The sequence below is a fragment of the Propioniciclava sp. genome, from assembly GCF_029977985.1.
GTDB lineage: Bacteria > Actinomycetota > Actinomycetes > Propionibacteriales > Propionibacteriaceae > Propioniciclava.
Map to the genome: position 1 here is coordinate 1 of NZ_JARKOT010000099.1, position 22,863 is coordinate 22,863.

Genomic DNA, 22,863 nt, shown 5'->3' on the forward strand with positions numbered 1-22,863 from the left:
CCTGATCAGAGCTACTTGGACTTCAGATCATCCTCGAGAAGGTGCGCTCCGTCACGTCACCAAGCCGAGGACCATCCACAGGTTCTGATCATTGCTCTTGCTCGAGCAGAGGCGGAGCACTCCACCCTCTCCCCGCTCACCGTTTACGGGCCATGGGCGTTTCCGCTCGCTTACGCGTGCTGGTTCGGCCTCAACGCTGCGCTGTACACAACCTTGGCCATGTGCGCGGTGGCGGTCTTGAAGAATCGCGCCTTGGGCCTGTCAGTCGTCTGGATCGTCACGATGCTGTCGATCTATGGCTTGGCCGTTGTCGGGCTGGAGGCGTTCTCGCCCGCGCTGTACGCCCCATCGAACCTGACTCAGTTGCCCATCACGAATTTGGCAGCCCCTCTCATCTTGGTGGGAGGCGTCAGCCTGTGCGCCACCTTCGCGCTGCTCGTAGCAGCGCCACGACTGTTGCGGTTCCAATGATTGCTGGAGCGCTCATCCCCAGGCCCTCGTGGTGGCATGTGGGCGTGCTAGGCGTCTCCTGTGCTGCGGGCCTCGTTGGCCGTGGGGACCTCCTGGCACGCGCGAGGGAGTACTCGGTTACCCCGAACGCGATGGATCTGTACCTTCAGGCACTGCTCAACCCCTACCTGATGGTGTACTTCATTGTGCCCATCAGCCTCACCGTGGCACTCGTCAGGTCGCAACCCACAGACGCAACGATCCTGTGTCGCGCAGGTAGTTGCTGCCCTTCGCCTACGCGCTCGTCCCTTGGGGAGCTGCCCATCTGGCGGACCGCCGCTCCAAGCAGTCCCCTCTGTTCGAACGGCCTTTTCTCGTGGTCGTCCTGGTCGGCGTCGTACTCGTAGGCCTACGTCTTGATTCACTCCATTTCAACTTCCCGGGACTCGGGTCGGACGAACTCGCGTGGACGGCCTTCTACGGTCTGTCCCCTGGGAGCGTGAGCTTCGTGGACTACGTGTTCATCGCCCTGCTCGGGGTTCTCCCCTCCTACTACAGCGCGGTGGCGTTCGAGGAGGAGGTTCGGCGGACCTCGACCACCCTCATGCGCCACGGCTCGCTGCGCAACTGGTGGGTCGGCTTCGTCCGGGAGCATTCCATGAGAACGGCACTGTACTGGGGCGTCTTGCTGGCCGTGACATTCCTCCTGGCCTCTCTGGCCGGCCCCGGCGCGAACCCAGATGCCCTGCCAACTCCCGGGCTCGGACAGTCCGTGCTCTGGATAGCCGTGCTCGGGTGGTTGCAGTCCCTCTGCTAGTGCCTGCTCGCCATGCTTGGCCAATGGGTTTCCGCGGCCCCTTGGGGTGGGGTGGCAGCGCTCGGCGTCGCGATTGCTGGCGGTTTCGTCGTGGGAGTGCACGTCGTCCTGCCGTTCGGACTCAATTCACTCGGGCTCGTGAACAGCGCGTTCGGCCGCGAGCCAGTGGCGGCCTTGACCTTCTGGGTGCTGGCTCTCCTGGCCCTGTCCGTGCTCACACTTCGCCCCCCGCCTTCTCGAAAGGAACGTGATCGAATGACCCGGGTGCTTGCTTTGGAAGGCGTTTCCAAGTCTTTCCGAGGGGTCCCTCTGCTGACCTCGGTCGATCTGGAACTCCTGGAGGGGGAGTGCTTGGCGCTCTCAGGGCCGAACGGGTCGGGGAAGTCGGTGCTGTTCCGCCTCGCCTGTCGACTCGCCGTTCCGGATGCCGGACGTGTGGCGATCTCCCCGAAGTATCTCCACCCCAAGAGGACCTTCCCTCAATCGTTCGGGGTCATCATCGACCGGCCTGGGTACGTGGCGTCGAGAACGGGCCTGGACAACCTGTTGGAGTTGGCCTCCATCAGGTCGATCGTGGGGGAGCAGGAAGTGAGAGAAGCCATGGGCATGGTTGGTCTCGACCCAGAGACCCCCCAAGCGGTGGGCCGGTACTCCTTGGGAATGAAGCAGAAGCTGGCGCTCGCTCAGGCCTTCATGGAGGGGCAACAAGTACTGCTCCTCGATGAGCCGTTCAACGCCCTCGACGAGAAGAGCGTTGTGCGCACACGCGACATCCTGCGCCGTTTCCTCAATGAAGGACGCACGATCATGTTCGCGTCCCACAACGCCGACGACGTGGCGGCATTGAGCACCCGGCACGTCAGGATCCAGGATGGCCGCGTGGTTCCAGCGACCTGAGGCCCGACACGGGGTTCTGTCACGATGGGTCCATGACCGCTGCAGCTCCCCGCGTGGCCATCGTGGGCGCCGGACCGTCGGGGCTGTTCGCCGCCCAGGCGCTGCTCAACGGGCACGATGGCGTCCGCGTCGACGTCCTCGACCGGCTGCCGACACCGTTCGGGCTGCTCCGCTACGGGGTGGCCCCGGACCACGCCACCATCCAGGGCATCCAGCGCGCGCTGCGCGCCCCCTTCGCTGACGAGCGGGTGCGGTTCTTCGGGCTCGTCGAACTGGGCCGCACGCTCACGCGCGACGAACTCGTCGCCGGCTACGACGCGGTGATCTACGCCGCCGGCGCATCGGAGGACCGGCGGCTCGGCATCCCCGGCGAAGATCTGCCGGGCAGCCGCTCGGCGCGCGAGTTCGTCGCCTGGTACTGCGGCCACCCCGACGCCGAGGAGCAAGACCTGAGCGGCGTCACAAGCGCCGTCACGTTCGGCGTGGGGAACGTGGCCGTCGACGTCTGCCGCGTGCTGGCTGCCGACGCCGCCCGGCTCGCGCCGACCGACATGCCGCAGCCGGTGCTCGACGAACTGCGCGCCAGCACCGTGCGCGACGTGTGGCTCGTCGGACGCCGCGGGCCCCAGCACGCCTCGTTCACCACCACCGAGCTGCGCGAGCTGCTGACCCTGGACGGCGTGCAGCCGCTCCTCGACCCAGCCGATCTGGCGGGCATCGACGCCACCGACCTCGACCGGCGGGTCCGCGGCAACCTTGAGGCGCTCCGGACGGCGGCCGAGCGCGTCGTCCCCGAGGCGCGGGTGCGGCTGCACCTGCGGTTCTGGCAGCGCCCCGTCGAGATCGTCGGCCCGGACGCCGCCGCTGCGGTCGTCCTCGAACGCACCGCGCCCGCGGCGGGGACCGCCGTGGTGGGCACGGGGGAGACCGAGGTCGTGCCGACGCAGCTCGTGCTGCGGGCGATCGGCTACCGGGGGCGTCCCCTGCTCGGTGTGCCGTTCGACAAGGCCGCCGGGGTCATCCCGAACGCCGACGGCCGCGTCATGCGGCCCGACGGCACGCCGAGCCCGGGGGAGTACGTGGTCGGCTGGATCAAGCGCGGCCCGATCGGCGTCATCGGCACGAACAAGGCCGACGCCGCCGCCACCGTCGCCCACGTGCTCGACGACCTCGAGGCCAGTGCGGGCGCGCCCACCTCCGGCCTGGAGGTCGACGCGCTGCTCGCCGCCCATGGCCTGCAGCCCTCGACGTTCGCCGACTGGGAGGCCATCGACGCCGCCGAGCAGGCCCGGGGTGCCGGTTCGGGCCGCCAGCGCGTCAAGGTGGCGTCGTGGAGCGAACTGGCCGACCTCGTGCGGCACGGCCGCGGCGGCGGGCCGCTGGAGCGCGAACCGGACGCCCCGGCCCCCTGAGCAGGAGCACCCCGGCTCGGTTCTGACGTTTCAGTGACGTGCCCACCGCCGCTGTGGTTCGCTGGGGAGGGGGATGGTTTCCCCCGGTTATCCCCAGACACGAAGGAGTGTTATGAACCACCCACTGATGAAGCAGCCGTTGTCGCGGCGCATCCTGCTCGGCTCCGCCGCCGGCCTCGCCGCGGCGGCCACCCTGCCCGCCGGGCTCGCGCAGGCGGCGCCGCGGACCGCCACCGTCCCGTTCGTCCTCAACGCCGAGGTGCTGGACGGCGGTGAGCAGGTCATCGCGCTCACGCTGGACGCCCACGCGCTCGGGCCGATCGATGCGTCGAGCATCACCACCGCCACATTCACCGTGCATGCGCTCGCGGAGTCGCCGTTGGTGATCCCCGACGGCGAGATGATCTTCAACCTGTTCGACGGCGAGCGTCGCGTCACGGAGGTATCGATCGACCAGAAGCGCCAGATCGTCCTCACCCTCGAGCACGGCGAGAGCGTCGCCGGCGGCGCGACGCTCGGGTACCTGCTCAAGGCAGGCCGCAACGTGCAACTCGACCTCACGTACACGATCACCGTCGCCACCCCGATCCGGCTGCGCAACGGCCGCTCGGTGAGTGACGTCACGTTCGTGCAGGCCGAGGGCGTGGTGAACCCCGAGGTGGACGCCTACTCCTACGGCGTCAGCTCCGGTGGCATGAACTACCGCCTGCACAGCCCCTCCCCGGGTGCGAGCGGGTCGAAGGGCAACGCGCAGTCGGGCAACCGCTACGACCTCATCGTGTGGCTGCACGGCGCCGGCGAGGGCGGTATGCGTGACGGTACGTTCTACACCAACGAGACCCAGCTGCGCGGCAACCGTGGTGCGCTCGGCTTCTCGACGCCCGCAGCGCAGGAGATCTTCGGCGGCGCTTACGTGCTGGCCCCGCAGTGCAAGACGTGGTGGCTCGACGATATCTACACCACGGATCTCAAGGCCTGCATCGACGAGGTCGTGGCGAAGTTCCGGATCGACCCGAGCCGCGTCCACGTGGTCGGCTGCAGCAACGGGGGCTTCATGAGCATGGAGATGGCCCAGGCCTACCCGGACTTCTTCGCGTCGTCGGTGCCCATCTGCCCGGCGATCTACCCGTTCACCACCGAGGACATCCGGCGACTGGAGTACACGCCGACCTGGTTCGTGGCGGCTGAGAACGACCCGGTGGTGCCGGCTGAGACCAACGCCGTGTACGCCCACGAACTGGTTCCGAGTTCGATCCTGACCCTGTACCCGAACGTCGTCTGGGACGGCTACGAGTTCAACGGTCACTGGTCGTGGATCTACGTGGCCCACAACGATCCGGTGCACGACGGCGTCCACATCTGGAACTGGATGGCGGCGCAGTCGCGCTGATCCCCGCGGTCCGCCTCCTGCAGCACGACTGATCAGCCGACGGGCGGGTTCTCCAGGTCTGTGACCCGCAGCAGCGTCGACTTGCCGAACAGACTCTCCACCAGGTCGACCGCCAGTTCGGCGGTGGCGTTCCTGACGTCGAGGGCGGGGTTGATCTCGACGAGATCGAGCGAGCCGAGGCGTCCGGTGTCGGCGATCATCTCCATGCAGAGTTGCGCCTCGCGGTAGGTCGGGCCGCCGACGACGGGCGTTCCGACGCCCGGGGCGACGCTCGGGTCGACGAAGTCGAGGTCGAGGGAGAGGTGGAGGTGCGTGTCGGCGTCCACGCTGGCCAGGACGCGCCGCATCGCCTTCCGCATGCCGGCCTCGTCGAGGTAGCGCATGTCGTAGACGGCCAGGCCGAGGTCGGCGAGGAACACCTTCTCGCCCGGGTCGACGCTGCGCAGCCCCACCTGGTGGATCTGGTCGTGCGTGATGGCGGGGGTGGTGTCCGACAGTCCGGTGAGCTCGTCCGGCCCGTGGCCGAGCAGGCAGGCGACCGGCATGCCGTGGATGTTGCCCGAGGGCGTCATGGCGTTCGTGTTGATGTCGGCGTGGGCGTCCACCCAGATGATGAGCAGCTTCTTGCCCACGGCCCGGCAGTGGGCGGCGACGGCGCTGATCGAGCCGATGGCGAGGCTGTGGTCGCCGCCCATGAGCACCGGCAACCGGCCCGCGGCCAGGGCGTCGGCCACGCGGTCGCGCACGGCGACGTTCCACGCGACGACCTCGTCGAGGTGCCGGTAGCCGCCGACCGGCGGCTGCATCGGGTTGGGCGGGCCGTCCACGTCGCCGGTGTCGGTCACGTCGCGGCCGAGGGCGGTGAGCCCGCGGCCGATGCCGGCCACGCGCAGGGCGCCCGGCCCGAGCCGGCAGCCGGCGACGCTCGCGCCGACGTCGGTGGGTGCGCCGATCAAGGACAGTTCCATGGTGCTCCTCGTGCTCGCCGGGCGTCGTCGCGGGGTGGCTGCCCCAGTCTGCAAGACGGCTCCGGCGTCCGCAATCCGGGCGTCGGACGCCGCCCCAGCGCCCACGCCGGGTGTCGGCCCCGGAAAGCGTCGGTGGCAGCGACTACAGTGACGGACTCGGGAGGAACCTGCTGACGATGTCCGACGAATTCGTTCACCTGCACTGCCACTCCGACTTCTCCATGCTGGACGGGGCTGCCCGTCTGGGCGACCTCGTGACCGCGGCGGAGGGCCACGGCATGCGGGCGCTCGCGATCACCGACCACGGCAACGTCTTCGGGGCGTACGAGTGGTACCGGACAGCCAAGGGCAGCCAGGTGAAGCCGATCATCGGTCTGGAGGCATACCTCACCCCGAAGACGCATCGCAGCGAGCGCAAGCGGGTCCAGTTCGGCGACGGCACGGGCGACGACGTGGCGTCCAAGGGCGCGTACACGCACATGACGCTGTGGGCGGCCGACACGGCCGGGATGCACAATCTGTTCCGGCTGAGTTCGCTCAGCTCGCTGGAGGGGTTCTTCTACAAGCCGCGCGCCGACCGCGAGCTGCTTGAACGCTATGCGCAGGGCCTCATCGCGACCACGGGCTGTCCGTCTGGAGAAGTGCAGACCTACCTGCGCCTCGGCCAGTTCGAGGAAGCGGTGAAGTCGGCTGCCGAGTTCCGCGACATCTTCGGGCCCGGCAACTTCTACGTCGAACTCATGGATCACGGGCTGGCGATCGAGAACCGCGTGCGGGCCGACCTGCTGGCCCTCGCGAAGAAGCTCGGTCTGCCGCTGGTGGCGAGCAACGACCTGCACTACGTGCGCCCCGAGGACGCCACGGCCCACGACACGCTGTTGTGCGTCTCGTCGGGGTCGAACAAGGACACCCCGAATCGGTTCAAGTTCGACGGTGACGGCTATTACCTGAAGTCGGCGGCGGAGATGCGCCAGTTGTTCTCGAACCTGCCCGAGGCGTGCGACAACACCCTCGCCATCGCCGAGCGGTGCGACGTCCACTTCACCGAGGGCACGGGCACCTACATGCCGCGCTTCCCGGTGCCCGCGGGGCACACCGAGGAGTCGTGGTTCGTGGAGGAGGTGCGCCGCGGCCTGGCGGAACGCTTCAAGGGCAACGTGCCCGAGTACGCGACCAAGCAGGCCGACTACGAGGCCGAGATCATCATCCAGAAGGGCTACCCCGGGTACTTCCTGGTGGTGGCCGACTTCATCAACTGGAGCAAACGCAATGGCATCCGGGTCGGCCCCGGCCGCGGCTCGGGTGCCGGTTCGATGTGTGCCTATGCGATGCGGATCACCGACCTGGATCCCGTCCCCCACGGGCTGTTCTTCGAGCGGTTCCTGAACCCCGAGCGCCCCTCGATGCCCGACTTCGACGTCGACTTCGACGAGCGCCGGCGGGGCGAGGTGATCAAGTACGTCACCGAGAAGTACGGCGACGACCGGGTCTGCCAGATCATCACCTACGGCACCATCAAGGCCAAGCAGGCGATCAAGGACGCCGGCCGCGTCCTCGGCAAGCCGTTCGGCCTCGGTGAGAAGCTGACGAAGGCCTACACGCCCGACGTCCAGGGCAAGGGCGTCACGTTGAAGCAGGTGTTCGACCCCGGCCATCCGCGGTACGGCGAGGGCACCGAGTTCCGCGAGCTGTACGCCACCGATCCCGAGGTCGCCGAAGTGGTCGACACGGCGCGTGGCATCGAAGGGCTGAAGCGGCAGTGGGGCGTCCACGCGGCCGGCGTCATCATGTCGAGCGAGCCGCTGCTGGACGTCATCCCGATCATGAAACGGGAGCAGGACGGCCAGATCATCACCCAGTTCGACTACCCGAGCTGCGAGAGTCTCGGCCTGGTCAAGATGGACTTCCTCGGCCTGCGCAACCTCACGATCCTCGACGACGCCGTGCAGAACGTGAAGATCAACCGTGATCTCGACCTGGATCTCGACGCGCTGGCCGCCGACACGACCGATCAGGCGACCTACGACCTGCTCTCCCGGGGCGACACCCTGGGGGTCTTCCAGTTCGACGGTTCCGGCTATCGGGCGCTCTGCCGGCTCATGCGGCCCGACCAGTTCGCCGACATCACGGCGCTCGGCGCCCTCTACCGTCCCGGCCCGATGGGCACGAACACCCACGTCAACTACGCGATGCGCAAGAACGGCCAGCAGCCGGTCACGCACATCCACGCCGAACTGGCCGACGCGCTGGGCGACATCCTCGGCGAGACGTACGGCCTGCTCGTGTATCAGGAGCAGGTCATGCAGATCGCGCAGCAACTCGCGGGGTACACCCTCGGCGCCGCCGATCTGCTGCGGCGCGCGATGGGCAAGAAGAAGAAGGAGGTGCTGGACGCCGAGTTCGTCAATTTCGAGGCCGGCATGAAGGCACGCGGCTACTCCGACGACGCCATCTCGGCGCTGTGGGAGACGATGGTTCCGTTCTCGGCGTACGGCTTCAACAAGTCCCACGCGGCGGCGTACGGGCTGGTGTCCTACTGGACCGCCTACCTCAAGGCGAACTACCCGGCCGAGTACATGGCAGCGCTGCTCGAGTCGGTCCGCGACGACAAGGACAAGATGGCCGTCTATCTTGCCGAGTGCCGCCGCATGGGCATCCAGGTGCTTCCCCCCGACGTCAACACCTCCCAGGGCCGGTTCACTCCGGTCGGGGACCACATCCGGTTCGGCCTCGGCGCCATCAGGAACGTGGGGGACAACGTCGTCGCCGGCATCCTCGCCGCCCGCGAAGAGCACGGGGCGGCGTCCGACTTCAACGCCTTCCTCGACCAGGTGCCGGCCGTCGTCTGCAACAAGCGCGTCGTGGAGTCGCTCATCAAGGCGGGCGCGTTCGACTCGATGGGGCACACCCGCCGCGGGCTCATGGAGTGCTTCGAGACGAAGATCGACGAGGTGGTCGACCTCAAGCGCAATCAGGCCAATGGCCAGGACGACCTGTTCGCCGACTTCTTCGGGGGTGGGCCGGACGCCGCCGGCGGCGGTCTGGTCGCATCCCCGGTGGCGGAGGTCGACGAGTGGGAGAAGATGACCCGCCTCGCCTTCGAGCGGGAGATGCTCGGGTTGTACGTGAGCGACCATCCGCTGCAGGGGCTCGAACACGTGCTCGCTGCCAACCGCGACACGAGCATCGCCCAGCTCACCGGCGAGGAGAAGCCCCGCGAGGGCGCGGTGACGATCTGCGGCATGATCACGGGCATTCAGCGCAAGGCCAACAAGGCCGGGCAGGCGTGGGCGATCCTGACGGTGGAGGACCTCGAGTCGTCGATCGAGGTGCTCGTGTTCAACAAGGCGTACGGACCGGTGGCGTTCTCGCTGGCGACCGACGTGGTGGTGCGCATCAAGGGGCGGGTGCGCGAGAAGGACGAGTCGGTCGAGCTGACGGCCCAGGAGGTGGCGTTCCCCGACGTGACGCGCCGCGAATCGGGGCCGGTGACGATCTCCTTGCCGACGGCGCGGTGCACGCCGGAGGTCGTCGAGCAACTCGGCTTCACCTTGCGGCAGCACCCGGGGACGTCGGAGGTGCGCGTCCGGCTGGTCAGCCCGCAACGAAACACGGTGTGGCGGCTCGACGACAAGCTGCGCGTGCGGCCGTCCACGTCGCTGATGGCCGACATCAAGGCGCTCTTGGGGCCGTCCAGTGTCAGCGCCTAACATTCCGCCCATGGGGGTCCGCGAGGTGACGAACCGCCTCGGCGTGCTGGTGGCCGCGGCGTTGCTGCTCGGGGCGCTCGCCGCGCTCGTCTGGGCGCGCGTCACCGTGCTACCGAGCTTCGTCGTCGGGGCCGAGGGGCAGGCGACCATCACCGAGCGGGGCATGGCGTCGGTCGCGTCGGCGGACTGGTGGTTTTCCGTGCTCGGGCTCGTCGGAGGGCTGATCCTCGGGCTGGGAGCCTGGCTGACGCTCCGGCGGATCGGTTGGCCGGTGGCGCTGGTCGCGGTGATCGTGTCGCTGGCATCGGGGGTGACGTGCTGGCTGCTCGGTGAGGCGCTCGGCCCCGGCCCGTTCGCGGCCCGGATCGCGGAGGCGACCGCCGGGGAGGTCGTTCCGGTCGCCCTGGAGTTGCACGCGGTGTCGGCGCTGGCGGTGTGGCCGCTCGCGGCCGTCGGCGTGCCGCTGTTCGCGTCCGCGCTCGGCCCTGAGGTCGAGGGGGAGCGGCGCGCGCGCCGTGAGCGGCGCCGGCGAGAGCAGGCGGGCGACCGCCAGCCCGTCGGGACGGACGCGCCATGAGCGACCGCGCGGCCGAGGTCGAACGCAAGTTCGTCGGGGTCGCGCCGGAACCCGCCTTCGGCGGGCTGGTCGACGTCGGCCAAGCGACGGCCTTCACGATGGTCGCCACGTACTGGGACACGCCGGGGCACGCGCTGGCTGCGGCTGGCTGGTCGCTGCGCCGCCGGGAGGGCGGACACGACGACGGATGGCACCTCAAGCGTCCGCGAACCGCGGGGGCGGGGCGCATCGAGGTGGCCGCGCCGCTGGCCGCGGAACTGCCCGCTGCCCTGCGCGAGGAGGCGGGCACCGTGATCGGCACCGCGCCCCTCGTTCCCGTGGCGGAGATCACGACCCATCGGCGCGAGTCCGCTCTGCTGCGGGCGGGGCGGGTGGCCGCGCACCTGGCGTGCGACGAGGTCACGGTGCGGGTGGGTGCTGCGGGCGAGGCCTGGAGCGAGGCGGAGGTCGAGTTGGAGCCAGGCACCGACGAGGGTCTGCTCGACGCGCTGACCGGCGCGCTGCTCGCCGAGGGGGCCCAGCTGGCTCCGCACGGGTCGAAGGTGGCGCGGGCGCTGGACCGGCTGGGGACGCCGCGCGCAGCGCTGGGTCCGGGTTCATCGGCGGGCGACGTGCTGCTCGACTACGCCGGCCGCCAGGTGGGCATGCTGCAGGCGCAGGCGGGGGGCGTCCGGATCGATGCGCCGGACGCCGTGCACAAGGCGCGCGTCGCCACGCGGCGGTTGCGGAGCCTGCTGAAGACGTTCACCGGCTTCTGGGAGACCGCACGCACCGAGCCGCTGCGGGCCGAACTCGGCTGGCTGGCGGGGCTGCTGGGGGCTCCACGGGATGCCGAGGTGCTGGCGGAGGAGTTCGGGGACCTGTTCGCCGAGTTGGGCTCCGTGGCGGACTCCGGCGTCCGGCAGCGGGTGCTGGCGCACCTGGCGGACGCCCACGCGACCAGCCACGCCGAGCTCGTGGCGGCGCTCGACGGGCCGCGCGGCGTCGCGCTGCGGGGCGAACTCGTGCGGCTGCTCGTGGAGCCGCCACTGGCGGAGCGGGCGGACGAGCCGGCGGCGTCCCTGCTCGAGGCGGTCGACCGGGCCGAGCGCCGCGCGGAGAAGCTGGTGGCGCGGGCGGAGCGGAAGCCGGGGAAGCTGGCGCGCTGGCACGAGGTGCGCAAGGCGGGCAAGGCGGTGCGGTACTGCGCGGAGGCGGTGGCGCCGGTCCACCCCGAGCTGGCCGAGCGGGCCGCGGCGTGGGAGGAGGTCGGCGAGACGCTGGGCGCTCTGCAGGACGCCGCGGTGGCCGACGAACTCCTCGCTGACCTAGAGCAGGGGGGCCCGCCGAGCGCGACGTGGGGCGTCCTGTGGGCCATTCAGTCCGACCGCCACACCGCGTCGCTCACCGCAGGCCGGGCGGCCCTGGCGGCTGCGCTGGAGTAGTCGCGGCTCACCGCCCGATCGGCGCGAACGACGCTCCGGTCACATCTGCGAGGTCGTCGGGGGAGAGCTCGATCTGGAGGCCGCGTTTGCCGCCCGACACCACGATCGTGTCGAACAGTTGGGCGGTATCGTCGATGACCGTCGGCAGCGGGGTCCGCTGACCGACCGGCGAAACACCGCCCACCACGTAGCCCGAACTGCGTTCCGCCACCGCCGGCGCCGCCATCTCCACCTTCTTGACGCCCAGCGCCGCGGCCATGGCCTTCAGGTCGAGCATGCCGGCCACAGGCACGACACCGACCGCCAGGTCGCGCCTCCCGGTCGACACCACGAGCGTCTTGAACACCTGCTCGGCGTCCCGCCCCGTCTCGCGGACGACCTCCGCGCCGTAGTCGGTCGCGTCGTCGTGGTGGGTGTACTCCAGCGCCGTGAACGGCACGCCAGCCGCCACGAGGGCGTCGGTGGCGGGTGTCCCGCCGGCCGCCCGGTCCTTCCTCGCCACCGAACCTCCTAGCGGAACGCCGAAACGGCCGACACGATCAGCGGCGCGAACACGAGCGCCGGCAGCAGGTCCCCCACGGGGATCTGCCGCACCCGCAGCAGCCGGAGCCCCAACGCGATCAGGATGACGCCGCCGGTCGCGCTCAGCGCGTCGATCTGGCCGGCGGTGAACAGGTTGCCGAAGAGGTAGCCGGCGAGCGTCAGCGAACCCTGCACGAGGCCCACCGCGCCCGCCGAGAACAGCACGCCCCACCCGAGCGTCGACGCGAACGCCATGGCCGCGAACCCGTCCAGCACGGACTTGACGAGCAACTGGTCGGCCCCGCGGCCGAGCCCGTCCGACAGTGAGCCCAGAATGGTCAGCGGCCCGACGCAGAACAGCAGCGTCGGCGTGACCACCGCGTCCACGAAGGTGCCTGCCTCGCCGGTCCCCGCGAAGCGGCGGCGCAGCCACTCGGCCCCCGATTCGAGACGGTCCTCGATCCGCAACGCCGAGCCGGTCAGCGCGCCCAGCAGCAGGGCGCCCAGCATGATCAGGACGCCCCCCGACCCGACCTCCGCCGTCAGGGCCGCCGAGGCGACCGTCAGCGCCGACTGGACGCCGAGCACGATCGTGACCAACCCGAGCACGTCGGTGACCGTCGAGCGCGTCCGCTCGGGCATCCGGTTGCCGAGGAAGAGCCCCAGGAGCGCCCCAACCGCCACGGTGACCATGTTCGCGACGGTCCCGAAGCCGATGAACATGCGGCCCATACAATCACGACCGTGGAACTACGCATCATCGATGTCCGAGGCATGACGCCCGACTATCGGGCGGTCGTCCCGCGCGGCAGCTTCGACGTCGAGCAGGCCGTGGACGCCGTTCGGCCGATCTGCGACGCCGTCGCCCAGCGCGGCGCGGCTGCCCTGGCCGAGTTCTCCGAGCGGTTCGACCATGTGGTGCCGCCGTCGTTCCGCGTCCCCACCGAGCTGCTCGCCCGGTGCGCCGAGGAGTTGGACCCCGACGTTCGGGCCGCGTTCGCCGAGGCGATCAGCCGGCGCCGCGCCGTCGCTGCGACGGAGGGCACGGACGCCGTCGTCACGGCTGATCTCGGTGATGGCGCTGTGGTGGAGACCCACACGGTCCCGGTGGGCCGGGTCGGTCTGTACGTCCCCGGCGGGCTCGCGCCGCTGGCGTCCAGCGTGCTCATGAACGTGGTGCCGGCCCAGGCGGCCGGGGTGCAGAGCCTCGCCGTCGCCTCACCGCCGAGCGCCGCGCATGGCGGCTGGCCGCACCCGACGATCCTCGGCATGTGCCACCTGCTCGGCGTCGACGAGGTGTACGCCGTCGGCGGCGCCCAGGCGATCGCCCTGTTCGCCCACGGCGTGGCGGGAGTGTGCGACCGCGTCGACCTCGTCACGGGCCCCGGCAACATCTACGTGGTTGCCGCCAAGCGCTACCTGCGCGGCATCGTGGGCATCGACTCCGAGGCTGGCCCCACCGAGATCGCCATCCTCGCCGACGCGGCCGCCGACCCGGCCTTCGTGGCCGCCGACCTCATCAGCCAGGCCGAGCACGACCCCATGGCCGGCTCGGTGCTGGTCACCGACTCGGCCGAGCTGGCGGCGTCCGTGAACGACCTGCTCGCCGGGCAGGTCGCGCGTCTGGCCAACACCGAGCGCATCGAGACCGCCCTGACGGGAAAGCAGTCGGCGATCGTCCTCGTCGACGACCTCGACCAGGGGCTCGCGGTCGTCGACGCGTACGCCGCCGAGCACCTCGAGATCCACACGGCGGACGCCGAGGCCGTCGCCCGCCGCGTCCGGAACGCGGGGGCGGTCTTCGTGGGTCCGTGGTCGCCCGTGCCGCTCGGCGACTACGCCGCCGGCTCGACGCACGTGCTCCCGACCGCCGGCGCGGCCCGGTTCCAGTCGGGGCTGACGGTGCGCAGCTTCACCCGGACCGTGCACCACATCCGCTACGACGAGCACGCCCTGCGGGCGATCGGTCCGCGCGTGGCCGCGTTCGCCGCCGCCGAGCACCTGCCGGGGCACGCGGCGGCGATCACGATCCGCACGGATCGTACCGAGGGAGACCGCTGGTGAGGCCCGACATCACGCTCGCCGAGCTGCCGCTGCGTCCGGAGCTGGTCGGCGAGGAGCCCTACGGCGCACCGCAGCTCGACGTGCCGGTCTGCCTCAACGTCAACGAGAACCCGTACCCGCCCTCGCCCGCGGTCGCCCGGGAGATGGCCGAGGCCGTCGTCGCCGCGTCCTTCAACCGCTACCCCGACCGCGAGTTCCGGAGGCTGCGCACCCAGCTGGCCGCCTACCTCGGGCACGGGCTGACGGCCGACCACGTGTGGGCCGCCAACGGCTCCAACGAGGTGATGACGCACGTGCTCGGCGCGTTCGCCGGCCCCGGGCGCCGCGTCCTCACCTTCACGCCCACCTACTCGATGTACCCTGAGTACGCCCGCAACACGCACACCGAGTACGTGACCGTGCCGCGGCACGCCGATCACACCCTGGACGCCGACCTGGTGCTCGGTGCCGTCGCCGAACACGACCCCGCGGTCGTCCTCATCACGACGCCCAACAACCCCACCGGCACATCGACACCCCTGGAGGTCATCCGGGCGGTGTTGGCGGGTACGGACGCGATGGTCGTCGTTGACGAGGCCTACCAGGAGTTCAGCCGGACGCCGGACGCGACGGCCCTCACGCTGCTCGCGGAGTTCGGGAACCTCATCGTGAGCCGAACGATGAGCAAGGCGTTCGCGTTCGCCGGGGGGCGTCTCGGCTACCTCGCGGCCCACGCGGCCGTGGTGGACGCCTGCCGGATCGTCCGGCTGCCGTATCACCTGAGCGCGCAGACGCAGGCGGTGGCGTCCGTGGCGCTGGCGCACGCCGACGAGATGCTGGCGCGGGTGGCCGACCTGCGTGCCGCGCGGGACGACCTGCTCGTCCGCCTGCCCGCGCTCGGTTTCGAGGTCGTGGATTCCGACGCCAACTTCGTGCTCGTGGGCCGGTGGGTCGACCGGCATCTCGCGTGGCAGCAGTTGCTCGACCGGGGCGTCCTCGTGCGGGAGACTGGGCCGGCGGGGTTCCTGCGCGTGAGCGCGGGCACGCCAGAGGAGATGACGGCCTTCTATGCCGCGCTGGCAAGCGTCGACGCGGCGAGAATGGAGGAGTGATGGGGCGCACCGCGCGCATCGAGCGGGCCACGAGCGAGAGCACGATCACGGTCGAGCTGGACCTCGACGGCACGGGCGCGTCGACGATCAGCACCGGCGTCGGCTTCTACGACCACATGCTCACCGCGCTCGCCAAGCACTCCCTCATCGACCTGAACGTGGACGCCGTCGGTGACGTCCACATCGACGGTCACCACGTCGTGGAGGACACCGCGATCGTGATCGGCCAGGCACTGCGCTCCGCGCTGGGCGACAAGGCGGGCATCCGCCGCTTCGGCGATGCCCTCGTGCCGCTCGACGAGGCGCTCGCCCGCTGCGTGGTGGACGTCGCCGGGCGTCCGTATGCCGTCTGCACCGGGGAACCCGAGGCGCAGGTCTACGCGCGGATCGGTGGCTCGGGCGTGCCGTATGCCGGTTCGATGACCTACCACGTGGTGGAGTCGCTGGCCCTCAACGCGGGCCTGTGCGTGCACCTCGACCTCATCCGCGGCCGCGACCCGCACCACATCGTTGAGGCGCAGTTCAAGGCGCTCGCCCGTGCGTTGCGCCTGGCCGTCGAGCCGGACCCGCGCATCGAGGGCATCGTCCCCTCCACGAAGGGCGCCCTGTGACCGGACCTGTCGTGGCGGTGCTCGACTACGGTTCGGGCAACCTCCACTCGGCCACGCGCGCGCTCGCTGCGGCCGGGGCCGAGGTCGCCCTCACCTCGGACGCCGCCGCCTGCCTCGCCGCCGACGGCCTCGTCGTGCCCGGCGTGGGCGCATTCGCGGCCTGCATGGCGGGGCTCGCCGCCGTGGACGGTCCGCGCATCATCACCGAGCGCCTGGCCGCCGGACGCCCCGTCCTCGGCATCTGCGTCGGGCACCAGGTGATGTTCGACCGTGGGGTCGAGCACGGGGTGGATGCCGCCGGCGTCGGCGTCCTGCCCGGCGTGGTGGAGCGGCTCGCGTCGGCCCGGCTCCCGCACATGGGGTGGAACACGGTCGAGCCGCCGGCCTCCTCGGTGCTCTTCGCCGGGGTCGAGCGCGAACGCTTCTACTTCGTGCACAGCTATGGGGTGAGGACCGGGCCGGCCGTACCCGGCGAGCCAGGGCAGATCGTGCCCGTCGAGACCTGGACCACCCACGACGGCGACCGGTTCGTGGCGGCGATCGAGGCGGGTGCGTTGAGCACGACGCAGTTCCACCCGGAGAAGTCGGGTCCGGCGGGCGCGCGCCTGCTGCGCAGCTGGCTCGCGACGCTCTGACGGGCGCACCTGCCTCAACTCCGGGCTCACGGCCCCCGGGGAGCCGGGTCAAGCGAGACCAGGACGGGGGCGCCCTCGAGGATCCCGACCAGGTCGACGTGGTCGACGTGGGTCGTCATGGCGAGGGGTGGAACCGGCGGGGCGGGCAGTGCCCGCCAGGCGTCGCCGGACCTGGCGAGCACCGGAGACGGCCCCTGCGGCCGGTGCACGGCGACGACCCAGCTGCCGTCAGGAGTGGCCACCGGCGGGAGCACGACGTCGTTCTCGGCGAGGTCCACCGGTGGCAGTCCGACCGGCAGGGCGCTGCCGGACGCCCATGCCCACGCGACCATGTTCCCGGCCGACCGGCCCACCACCAGGCAGCCCGCACCCGCGCAGCCCACGGTCTCGGCGCGCGTGCCGTCGAGGGCTGCCGGGTCGGTCCGCTCCCAGACGAGTGCGTCGCCCTCCGGCCGGCCCACCCACACGGCCGGGCGCACCCGGACGCCACCCTGGAGCCGCGTCACCGTGCCCGACACGACCAGAGCCCCGGGAACCCCGCTGACCCCGGTTGCCTCCGGCAGTTCGGTGGCCGTCGCGGCCAAGGGAGTGCCGGCTGAGTCGTCCCGCAGCCACGCCACGCCCACGGGGTGCCAGGTCGTCACGTCCAGCCCCGCCGCGCCACGCCAGGAACCAACGAGGACCGGCTCCCCGTCAAGCAGCCCCAACCCGCGCACCCCGCCGGCGTCCCAGCCGCCGAATGCCTCGAACTCCTGGGGTTGCTCCACAAGGCCAGCGCCCGTGCCAGACCACACGGTCCAGCGGGTGTTGCCGTGGGCGCCGCCCGCCGCGCCGCCGACGGCTGTCACGCGCGTCCCGTCGGTGACGATCGAGACCCAGTCGGTCACCCGGCCGTACGGGGTGCCGGGTTGGAGTGGCACCTCCCGCGCCGCCACCTGTCCGTCCGGGCTCTCGGTGACCAGCGCGAGATGGGGGCCGGCGGCGTCCGACCAGCCGTAGAGCAAGTCAACCCCCGCCGTGGTGAGCACCCGCGGCTGGCCGGCGCCGAGGGGGCGCGTCGTCCACGCGGGCGGCGCGACGGCGCAGCCTCCCTGCATCGCAAGCGCGAGCACCCCACCGATCACCCCCCGGAGGCCGCGCACCATGACTCATCGAAGCACGCCGCCGCCACAGCCGGTAGCCTCGCGCACGTGACCGACACGCTGACCCTGCTGCCCGCCGTCGACGTCCAGGGCGGCCAGGCCGTCCAGCTGACCCAGGGGGTCGCGGGCTCCGAGAAGACCTTCGGCGATCCGCTAGCCGCCGCGCGGCGCTGGCAGGATGCCGGCGCCGAGTGGCTGCACCTCGTCGACCTGGACGCCGCCTTCGGGCGGGGTTCCAACGCGGAGGTGATCGCCGAGATCACGGCCGCCATGCGTCTGAACGTGGAGTTGTCGGGTGGGATCCGCGACGACGCCTCGCTGGAGCGCGCGCTGGCCACCGGCTGCCGCCGCGTCAACATCGGCACCGCAGCGCTGGAGAACCCCGCCTGGTGCGAGCGGATCATCGGCGAGCACGGTGACCGCATCGGCATCGCCATCGACGTGAAGGGCACACAGCTGGCTGCTCGCGGCTGGGTGCGCGAGGGTGGCGACTGGGCCGAGGCCGTCGACCGCCTTTCCGCCGCCGGGTGCCGCACGTTCGTCGTCACCGATGTGGCCTCCGACGGCATGCTCACCGGCCCGAACCTGCACCTCCTCCAGGAGGTCGCCCAGCGCACGGACGCCGAGGTGATCGCCTCAGGTGGCATCGCCCGGCTGGAGGACCTCGAGGCCCTCCGACAGCTCGTGCCCCTCGGCATCACGGGTGCGATCATCGGCACAGCCCTCTACGTGGGCAACTTCACCCTCACCGACGCCCTCGCCGTCGCGTCCGGCACCGCCTAGCGCCACGGCGTCCCGGCCGGCACGACGCGGACGAGGCCGCCCGAGATCGTGCCCTCGCGCTGGACGTCGATCGCGATGTCCGGCGACGTCCCCCGCAGGCCTTCGAGTGCGTCGTACCCGGTGAACTCGTCCCAGGCGCCGTCGCAACTGAGGCCGCCGAACATGGCTTCGCCCCCGGCCACGGTCACCGTGAACGTGATCCTCGCCGTGCTGCCGCCCGTGCAGGTCGCCTGCACCACGTAGTCGTCGGCGGGCGCTGCGCCGTTTGCCTTGTAGGTGAAGTCACCGCCCTGGCGCAGTTCGACCGCTGCGAGCCCGACCTCCAGCGCCCCTGGTGACGCGCTCGGCGACGCGGTGTTGCGCGGGCTGCCCGTCGCGGAGGGCGGCGCCGCCGTGGGCGAGGCCGTGCCGCTCGCCGTGGGCTCCGCGGTCGGTGACCCGGTCGGCGACGCCGTGGGCTCCCCGGTCGGGGTGGCGGGCACGGTCGTCGTCTCGCTGGGCGTGGACGACGGCATGGTCACCTCCAGCCCTGCGCAGCCCGCCAGTGGGCAGACCCCCAGCAGAAGAGCGGCCAACGCCGTGCGCGTGCGTACCATGGTGAACCTCCGTGTCGGCCTCCCATTCTCGCGCGAACCAGCGGCGTCGCGCAGGGTTCGCCGTCGATGCGTGCCGGTGAGACCGCTCATTCTCGGATCCGGGCTTGAGTTCACACCCAGATCCGAGAATGAGTACACTCCGCCCCCCCTCCTTGCCCCCGGGTGCGATCGGTGGGGGCGGCGTCCGGATAAGATGGCCGACGGACCTGACGAGACCACAGACGTAGAAGGAGCCCCATGAGCGGTCACTCCAAGTGGGCCACCACGAAGCACAAGAAGGCGGCGATCGACGCCAAGCGCGGCAAGCTGTTCGCGAATCTCATCAAGAAGATCGAGGTCGCGGCCCGCGTGGGCGGCGGCGATCCGTCGGGCAACCCGACGCTGTACGACGCCATCCAGAAGGCGAAGAAGAACTCGGTGCCCAACGACAACATCGACCGCGCCGTCAAGCGTGGCTCCGGTGAGGGCTCGGACGCCGTCTCCTACGACGAGATCACCTACGAGGCGTACGGCCCGGCGGGCGTTGCGATCCTCATCCAGTGCCTCACGGACAACCGCAACCGGTCGGCGTCCGATGTGAAGGTCGCGATCACCCGCAACGGCGGCACCGTGGCCGACATGGGTTCGGTGGCCCGCGTGTTCGACCGCATGGGCGTGGTCGAGGTGAAGAAGACGCAGCAGCCGGAGGACAAGAAGGCGGCGCCGCGCACGATCACCGAGGACGACCTCATGGAGGCGACCCTGGACGCCGAGCCCGACGACATCGTGGACGAGGGGGACGTGTTCAAGATCGTCGCCGACCCCGCGAATCTCGTCGCCGTGCGCCAGGCCGTCCAGGCCGCCGGGATCGATTACGAATCGGCCGACCTCGTCTTCCTGCCGCAGTTCGAGCAGCCGATCGACGCGAAGGATGCGGCCGAGAAGCTGTTCAAGCTGCTGGACGCCATCGAGGACGTCGACGACGTCGAGGCCGTGTACTCCAACGAGGACGTGCCGGACGAAATCCTCGAATCCCTCGACGCCTGAGCCTAGGATCGATCCGAACAAACGTTCGGAGGCGTCTATGCGTGTTCTGGGGATCGACCCCGGTCTGACCCGGTGTGGCATCGGCGTGATCGAGGGGCTGCCCGGGCGCAAGCCGACCCTGCTGCTCGCCGATGTGGTGCGGACGCCGTCGGATCTGGAGACGGGCCAGCGACTGGCGGCCGTGGAGCGGGCGTTGGTGCAGTACGTCGCCGAGTATCGCCCGGACGCCCTTGCCGTCGAGCGGGTCTTCGCCCGCCGCGACGTGAGCTCGATCATCGGCACCGCGCAGGCCTCGGGGGTCGTCCTGCTGGTGGGCACCCGGGCCGGGCTGCAGGTGGCCCAGCACACGCCGACGGAGGTGAAGGCGTCCATCACCGGCAACGGCCGCGCCGACAAGGCGCAGGTGGGACAGATGGTGATGCGCATTCTCGACCTGGCGGCGCCCCCGAAGCCCGCCGACGCCGCGGACGCCGTCGCCCTGGCCATGTGCCACCTGTGGCGTGCCCCGGCGATCGCCCGCATCGAGCAGGCGCAACAGCGCCGGGACCTGGCGGTCTCGCGCGCGCAGGCGCGCGCCCGTGCCGCCGAACGGAGGAGGTTCGCATGATTGACCGGCTGAGCGGCACCGTCGTGGCCGTGGGGGGCACGTGGGTGGTCCTGGACCTGTCCGGGTTCGGGCTGCGCGCGCTGTGCACGCCGGCGACGGCGTCGGCCGTCCGCGTCGGCGAGTCGGCGACCCTGCACACGTCGCTCGTCGTCCGGGAGGACTCGCTCACCCTCTACGGCTTCTCGGACGCCGACGAGCGGGACGCATTCGAACTCGTCCAGTCCACGTCCGGCATCGGCCCCAAGATCGCCCAGGCGGTCGTCTCCGTCCTGCCGCCGGACGCCCTTCGCCAGGCCATCGCGACTGAGAACCTCACCGCCCTCACCAAAGTGCCCGGGATCGGCCGCAAGGGCGCCCAGCGCATGGTGCTCGAACTGAAGGACAAGGTCGCCGCCCTTGGCGGCCACGGCTCCGGGGCGGAGGCCGCCCCGGTCGTCGCGTCCGACGACGCCTGGCGCGAGCAGGTCGCCTCCGGTCTGGAGTCGCTTGGCTGGTCCGCCAAGGACGCGGCCGCGGCGGTCGAGCGCGTGGGCGGCCTGCGCGACGAGAACCCCGACCTCGGCATCGGCGAACTCATGCGCGCGGCGCTGAAGAGCCTGGCCCGGTGATCCGATGGCGAAGCTGAGCGACGATCCACTGGACCCGCACGCGCACACGGACGATTCCGCCGCCGAGGGCGCGCTGCGGCCGCCGTCGTTGGCGGAGTTCCGCGGCCAGCCGCGCGTCTCCGAGCAGCTCGGGCTCGTCCTCGCCGCGGCGCAGGCGCGCGGTCAGGTGCCCGACCACGTGCTCTTGTCCGGGCCGCCCGGGCTGGGCAAGACCACCCTCGCGATGATCATCGCCAACGAGCTCGGCCAGCCGCTGCGGATCAGCTCGGGCCCGGCCATCCAGCACGCCGGTGATCTCGCGGCCATCTTGTCGGGGCTCAGCGAGGGTGAGGTGTTCTTCCTCGACGAGATCCACCGTATGAGCCGCCCGGCCGAGGAGATGCTCTACCTGGCCATGGAGGACTTCCGGGTCGACGTGATCGTCGGCAAGGGCCCGGGCGCCACCGAGATCCCGCTCGAGATCCCGCGGTTCACCCTCGTCGGCGCCACGACGCGCGCCGGACTGCTCCCCGGGCCGCTGCGCGACCGCTTCGGCTTCACGGGGCAACTCGAGTACTACGACGATGCCTCCCTCGTCGGCATCGTCGCGCGGAGCGCCCGCCTGCTGGGGATCGCGCTCGACCCGCAGTCCGCCGAGGTCATCGCCTCGCGCAGCCGCGGCACGCCCCGGATCGCGAACCGCCTGTTGCGCCGCGTCCGCGACTACGCCCTGGTGAAGGCGGCCGGGACGATCGACCCGGCGGTGGCGGCGTCCGCGCTGGAGCTGTACGAGGTGGACGAGCTCGGCCTCGACCGGCTCGACCGCGCGGTGCTGGAAGCCGTCTGTGTGCGGTTCAGCGGTGGTCCCGTGGGCCTGTCGACCCTCGCGATGAGCGTGGGGGAGGAGACGGAGACCGTCGAGGAGGTCGCCGAACCCTTCCTCATCCGGCAGGGATTCCTCATGCGGACGCCGCGGGGCCGGGTCGCCACGAACCGGGCGTGGCGGCACCTCGGACTCTCGGTTCCCGCCACGCACGCGGACTTGTTCTCTGGTGGGGACGACTAGCGGGTAGTCTCTTCCGGAGTTGGGGCCCCGTCCGGGGTCACGCCGCCGAAACGAGAGCCGCACCATGCCACCTGAGATGTTGCAGACGCTCCTGATGCTCGCGCTGATGGTCGCCGTCTTCTACTTCCTGCTGATTCGCCCTGCTCAGAAGAAGCAGAAGGACCAGCAGCAGATGGTGAGCGCGCTCGCGGCCGGCTCACGCGTCATGACGACGTCGGGTGTGTTCGGCACGATCGTGCACCTGGGCGAACGGCAGGCGGTCCTCGAGATCGCCCCAGGCATCGAGATGACGGTCCTCAAGCAGGCCATCATGCGTTCGGTCTCGCCCGCGGAGGAGGAGTTCGAGTACGAGGACGACGCGTCGGCCGCCGAGACGGACCCAGCCGACGAGGGCGCCCAGCCGTCCGTGGACGTCCCTCCGGCCCCCGATGCCTCCCCCGACACCCCGTTCCAGCGCCCGGACGACGCCCGGTAACGCCTTCTCCACC

General features: G+C 70.9%; 23 protein-coding genes. 18 read left to right on the forward strand and 5 right to left on the reverse strand.

Features of this window, described 5'->3' with window-relative positions; translation table 11 throughout:
- The 5 genes from Q1K57_RS06445 to Q1K57_RS06465 all read left to right on the forward strand — a co-directional run.
- On the forward strand, positions 1-471 hold a 471-nt coding region (locus tag Q1K57_RS06445; RefSeq protein ID WP_300080116.1), incomplete at its 5' end, for a hypothetical protein.
- 478 nt (positions 472-949) lie between these two features.
- Positions 950-1,267 (forward strand): hypothetical protein, encoded by a 318-nt coding sequence (locus Q1K57_RS06450; protein WP_300080118.1) that lies wholly within the window; start codon positions 950-952, stop codon positions 1,265-1,267.
- A gap of 51 nt (positions 1,268-1,318) precedes the next feature.
- Positions 1,319-2,164 carry an ABC transporter ATP-binding protein gene (locus tag Q1K57_RS06455; RefSeq protein WP_300080120.1) on the forward strand — a complete coding sequence of 282 codons (846 nt, stop codon included), beginning with the start codon at positions 1,319-1,321 and terminating at the stop codon, positions 2,162-2,164.
- A 32-nt stretch (positions 2,165-2,196) separates the two neighbouring features.
- Positions 2,197-3,576 (forward strand): NAD(P)-binding protein, encoded by a 1,380-nt coding sequence (locus Q1K57_RS06460; protein ID WP_300080122.1) that lies wholly within the window; start codon positions 2,197-2,199, stop codon positions 3,574-3,576.
- Positions 3,577-3,688: 112 nt separating this feature from the next.
- Positions 3,689-4,966: a prolyl oligopeptidase family serine peptidase gene (locus Q1K57_RS06465; RefSeq protein ID WP_300080124.1), complete on the forward strand. Its 1,278-nt coding sequence runs from the start codon at positions 3,689-3,691 to the stop codon at positions 4,964-4,966.
- 32 nt (positions 4,967-4,998) lie between these two features.
- On the opposite strand, the gene rocF is transcribed toward Q1K57_RS06465, so the two are convergent.
- Positions 4,999-5,934 (reverse strand): arginase, encoded by a 936-nt coding sequence (gene rocF, locus Q1K57_RS06470; RefSeq protein WP_300080126.1) that lies wholly within the window; start codon positions 5,932-5,934, stop codon positions 4,999-5,001.
- Between the two features lie 176 nt (positions 5,935-6,110).
- On the opposite strand from rocF, the gene dnaE reads away from it, so the two are divergent.
- Genes dnaE through Q1K57_RS06485 form a run of 3 tightly spaced genes read left to right on the forward strand, consistent with a single transcriptional unit; the run spans position 6,111 to position 11,645 of the window.
- The gene (dnaE, locus tag Q1K57_RS06475) at positions 6,111-9,644 is read left to right on the forward strand and encodes a DNA polymerase III subunit alpha (protein ID WP_300080128.1); all 3,534 of its coding nucleotides are present in this window, start codon (positions 6,111-6,113) and stop codon (positions 9,642-9,644) included.
- Between the two features lie 10 nt (positions 9,645-9,654).
- Positions 9,655-10,221 carry a hypothetical protein gene (locus Q1K57_RS06480; protein ID WP_300080130.1) on the forward strand — a complete coding sequence of 189 codons (567 nt, stop codon included), beginning with the start codon at positions 9,655-9,657 and terminating at the stop codon, positions 10,219-10,221.
- The gene (locus Q1K57_RS06485; protein ID WP_300080132.1) at positions 10,218-11,645 is read left to right on the forward strand and encodes a CYTH and CHAD domain-containing protein; all 1,428 of its coding nucleotides are present in this window, start codon (positions 10,218-10,220) and stop codon (positions 11,643-11,645) included. The genes Q1K57_RS06480 and Q1K57_RS06485 overlap by 4 nt, the downstream gene beginning before the upstream one ends.
- Before the next feature lie 7 nt (positions 11,646-11,652).
- Here Q1K57_RS06485 and ybaK read toward each other — a convergent pair whose 3' ends face one another.
- Together ybaK and Q1K57_RS06495 are read right to left on the reverse strand one after the other, a co-directional pair.
- Positions 11,653-12,147, reverse strand: coding sequence for a Cys-tRNA(Pro) deacylase (ybaK, locus tag Q1K57_RS06490; RefSeq protein WP_300080134.1), 495 nt, complete (start codon positions 12,145-12,147; stop codon positions 11,653-11,655).
- An 8-nt stretch (positions 12,148-12,155) separates the two neighbouring features.
- Positions 12,156-12,890 carry a DUF554 domain-containing protein gene (locus tag Q1K57_RS06495; protein WP_300080136.1) on the reverse strand — a complete coding sequence of 245 codons (735 nt, stop codon included), beginning with the start codon at positions 12,888-12,890 and terminating at the stop codon, positions 12,156-12,158.
- Between the two features lie 51 nt (positions 12,891-12,941).
- Here Q1K57_RS06495 and hisD point away from each other — a divergent pair, with 51 nt between their 5' ends.
- Genes hisD through hisH form a run of 4 tightly spaced genes read left to right on the forward strand, consistent with a single transcriptional unit; the run spans position 12,942 to position 16,568 of the window.
- The gene (gene hisD, locus Q1K57_RS06500) at positions 12,942-14,231 is read left to right on the forward strand and encodes a histidinol dehydrogenase (RefSeq protein ID WP_300080245.1); all 1,290 of its coding nucleotides are present in this window, start codon (positions 12,942-12,944) and stop codon (positions 14,229-14,231) included.
- Positions 14,225-15,322 carry a histidinol-phosphate transaminase gene (locus tag Q1K57_RS06505; RefSeq protein WP_300080247.1) on the forward strand — a complete coding sequence of 366 codons (1,098 nt, stop codon included), beginning with the start codon at positions 14,225-14,227 and terminating at the stop codon, positions 15,320-15,322. The genes hisD and Q1K57_RS06505 overlap by 7 nt, the downstream gene beginning before the upstream one ends.
- Complete coding sequence (gene hisB / locus Q1K57_RS06510; protein ID WP_300080138.1) at positions 15,319-15,933, forward strand: imidazoleglycerol-phosphate dehydratase HisB; 615 nt, start codon at positions 15,319-15,321, stop codon at positions 15,931-15,933. Before Q1K57_RS06505 ends, hisB begins: the two co-directional genes overlap by 4 nt.
- A complete protein-coding gene (hisH, locus tag Q1K57_RS06515) occupies positions 15,930-16,568 on the forward strand; it encodes an imidazole glycerol phosphate synthase subunit HisH (protein ID WP_300080140.1) in 639 nt (212 codons plus the stop codon). The genes hisB and hisH overlap by 4 nt, the downstream gene beginning before the upstream one ends.
- A gap of 26 nt (positions 16,569-16,594) precedes the next feature.
- Here hisH and Q1K57_RS06520 read toward each other — a convergent pair whose 3' ends face one another.
- Positions 16,595-17,713 carry a hypothetical protein gene (locus Q1K57_RS06520; protein ID WP_300080142.1) on the reverse strand — a complete coding sequence of 373 codons (1,119 nt, stop codon included), beginning with the start codon at positions 17,711-17,713 and terminating at the stop codon, positions 16,595-16,597.
- A 45-nt stretch (positions 17,714-17,758) separates the two neighbouring features.
- On the opposite strand from Q1K57_RS06520, the gene priA reads away from it, so the two are divergent.
- Positions 17,759-18,493 (forward strand): bifunctional 1-(5-phosphoribosyl)-5-((5-phosphoribosylamino)methylideneamino)imidazole-4-carboxamide isomerase/phosphoribosylanthranilate isomerase PriA, encoded by a 735-nt coding sequence (priA, locus tag Q1K57_RS06525; RefSeq protein ID WP_300080144.1) that lies wholly within the window; start codon positions 17,759-17,761, stop codon positions 18,491-18,493.
- Here the strand turns inward: priA and Q1K57_RS06530 are convergent.
- Positions 18,490-19,089, reverse strand: a complete 600-nt coding sequence (locus Q1K57_RS06530) for a hypothetical protein (protein ID WP_300080146.1) — start codon at positions 19,087-19,089, stop codon at positions 18,490-18,492. The two genes, priA and Q1K57_RS06530, sit on opposite strands and share 4 nt — an antisense overlap.
- 237 nt (positions 19,090-19,326) lie before the next feature.
- Here Q1K57_RS06530 and Q1K57_RS06535 point away from each other — a divergent pair, with 237 nt between their 5' ends.
- The 5 genes from Q1K57_RS06535 to yajC all read left to right on the forward strand — a co-directional run bounded on the left by Q1K57_RS06535 (position 19,327) and on the right by yajC (position 22,850).
- Positions 19,327-20,115: a YebC/PmpR family DNA-binding transcriptional regulator gene (locus Q1K57_RS06535; RefSeq protein WP_300080148.1), complete on the forward strand. Its 789-nt coding sequence runs from the start codon at positions 19,327-19,329 to the stop codon at positions 20,113-20,115.
- A 37-nt stretch (positions 20,116-20,152) separates the two neighbouring features.
- Positions 20,153-20,722 (forward strand): crossover junction endodeoxyribonuclease RuvC, encoded by a 570-nt coding sequence (ruvC, locus tag Q1K57_RS06540; protein WP_300080150.1) that lies wholly within the window; start codon positions 20,153-20,155, stop codon positions 20,720-20,722.
- The gene (gene ruvA, locus Q1K57_RS06545) at positions 20,719-21,330 is read left to right on the forward strand and encodes a Holliday junction branch migration protein RuvA (RefSeq protein ID WP_300080152.1); all 612 of its coding nucleotides are present in this window, start codon (positions 20,719-20,721) and stop codon (positions 21,328-21,330) included. The genes ruvC and ruvA overlap by 4 nt, the downstream gene beginning before the upstream one ends.
- A 4-nt stretch (positions 21,331-21,334) precedes the next feature.
- The gene (gene ruvB / locus Q1K57_RS06550; protein WP_300080154.1) at positions 21,335-22,375 is read left to right on the forward strand and encodes a Holliday junction branch migration DNA helicase RuvB; all 1,041 of its coding nucleotides are present in this window, start codon (positions 21,335-21,337) and stop codon (positions 22,373-22,375) included.
- 76 nt (positions 22,376-22,451) lie between these two features.
- Positions 22,452-22,850: a preprotein translocase subunit YajC gene (gene yajC / locus Q1K57_RS06555; RefSeq protein ID WP_300080156.1), complete on the forward strand. Its 399-nt coding sequence runs from the start codon at positions 22,452-22,454 to the stop codon at positions 22,848-22,850.
- The last annotated feature ends 13 nt before the right edge of the window (positions 22,851-22,863 follow it).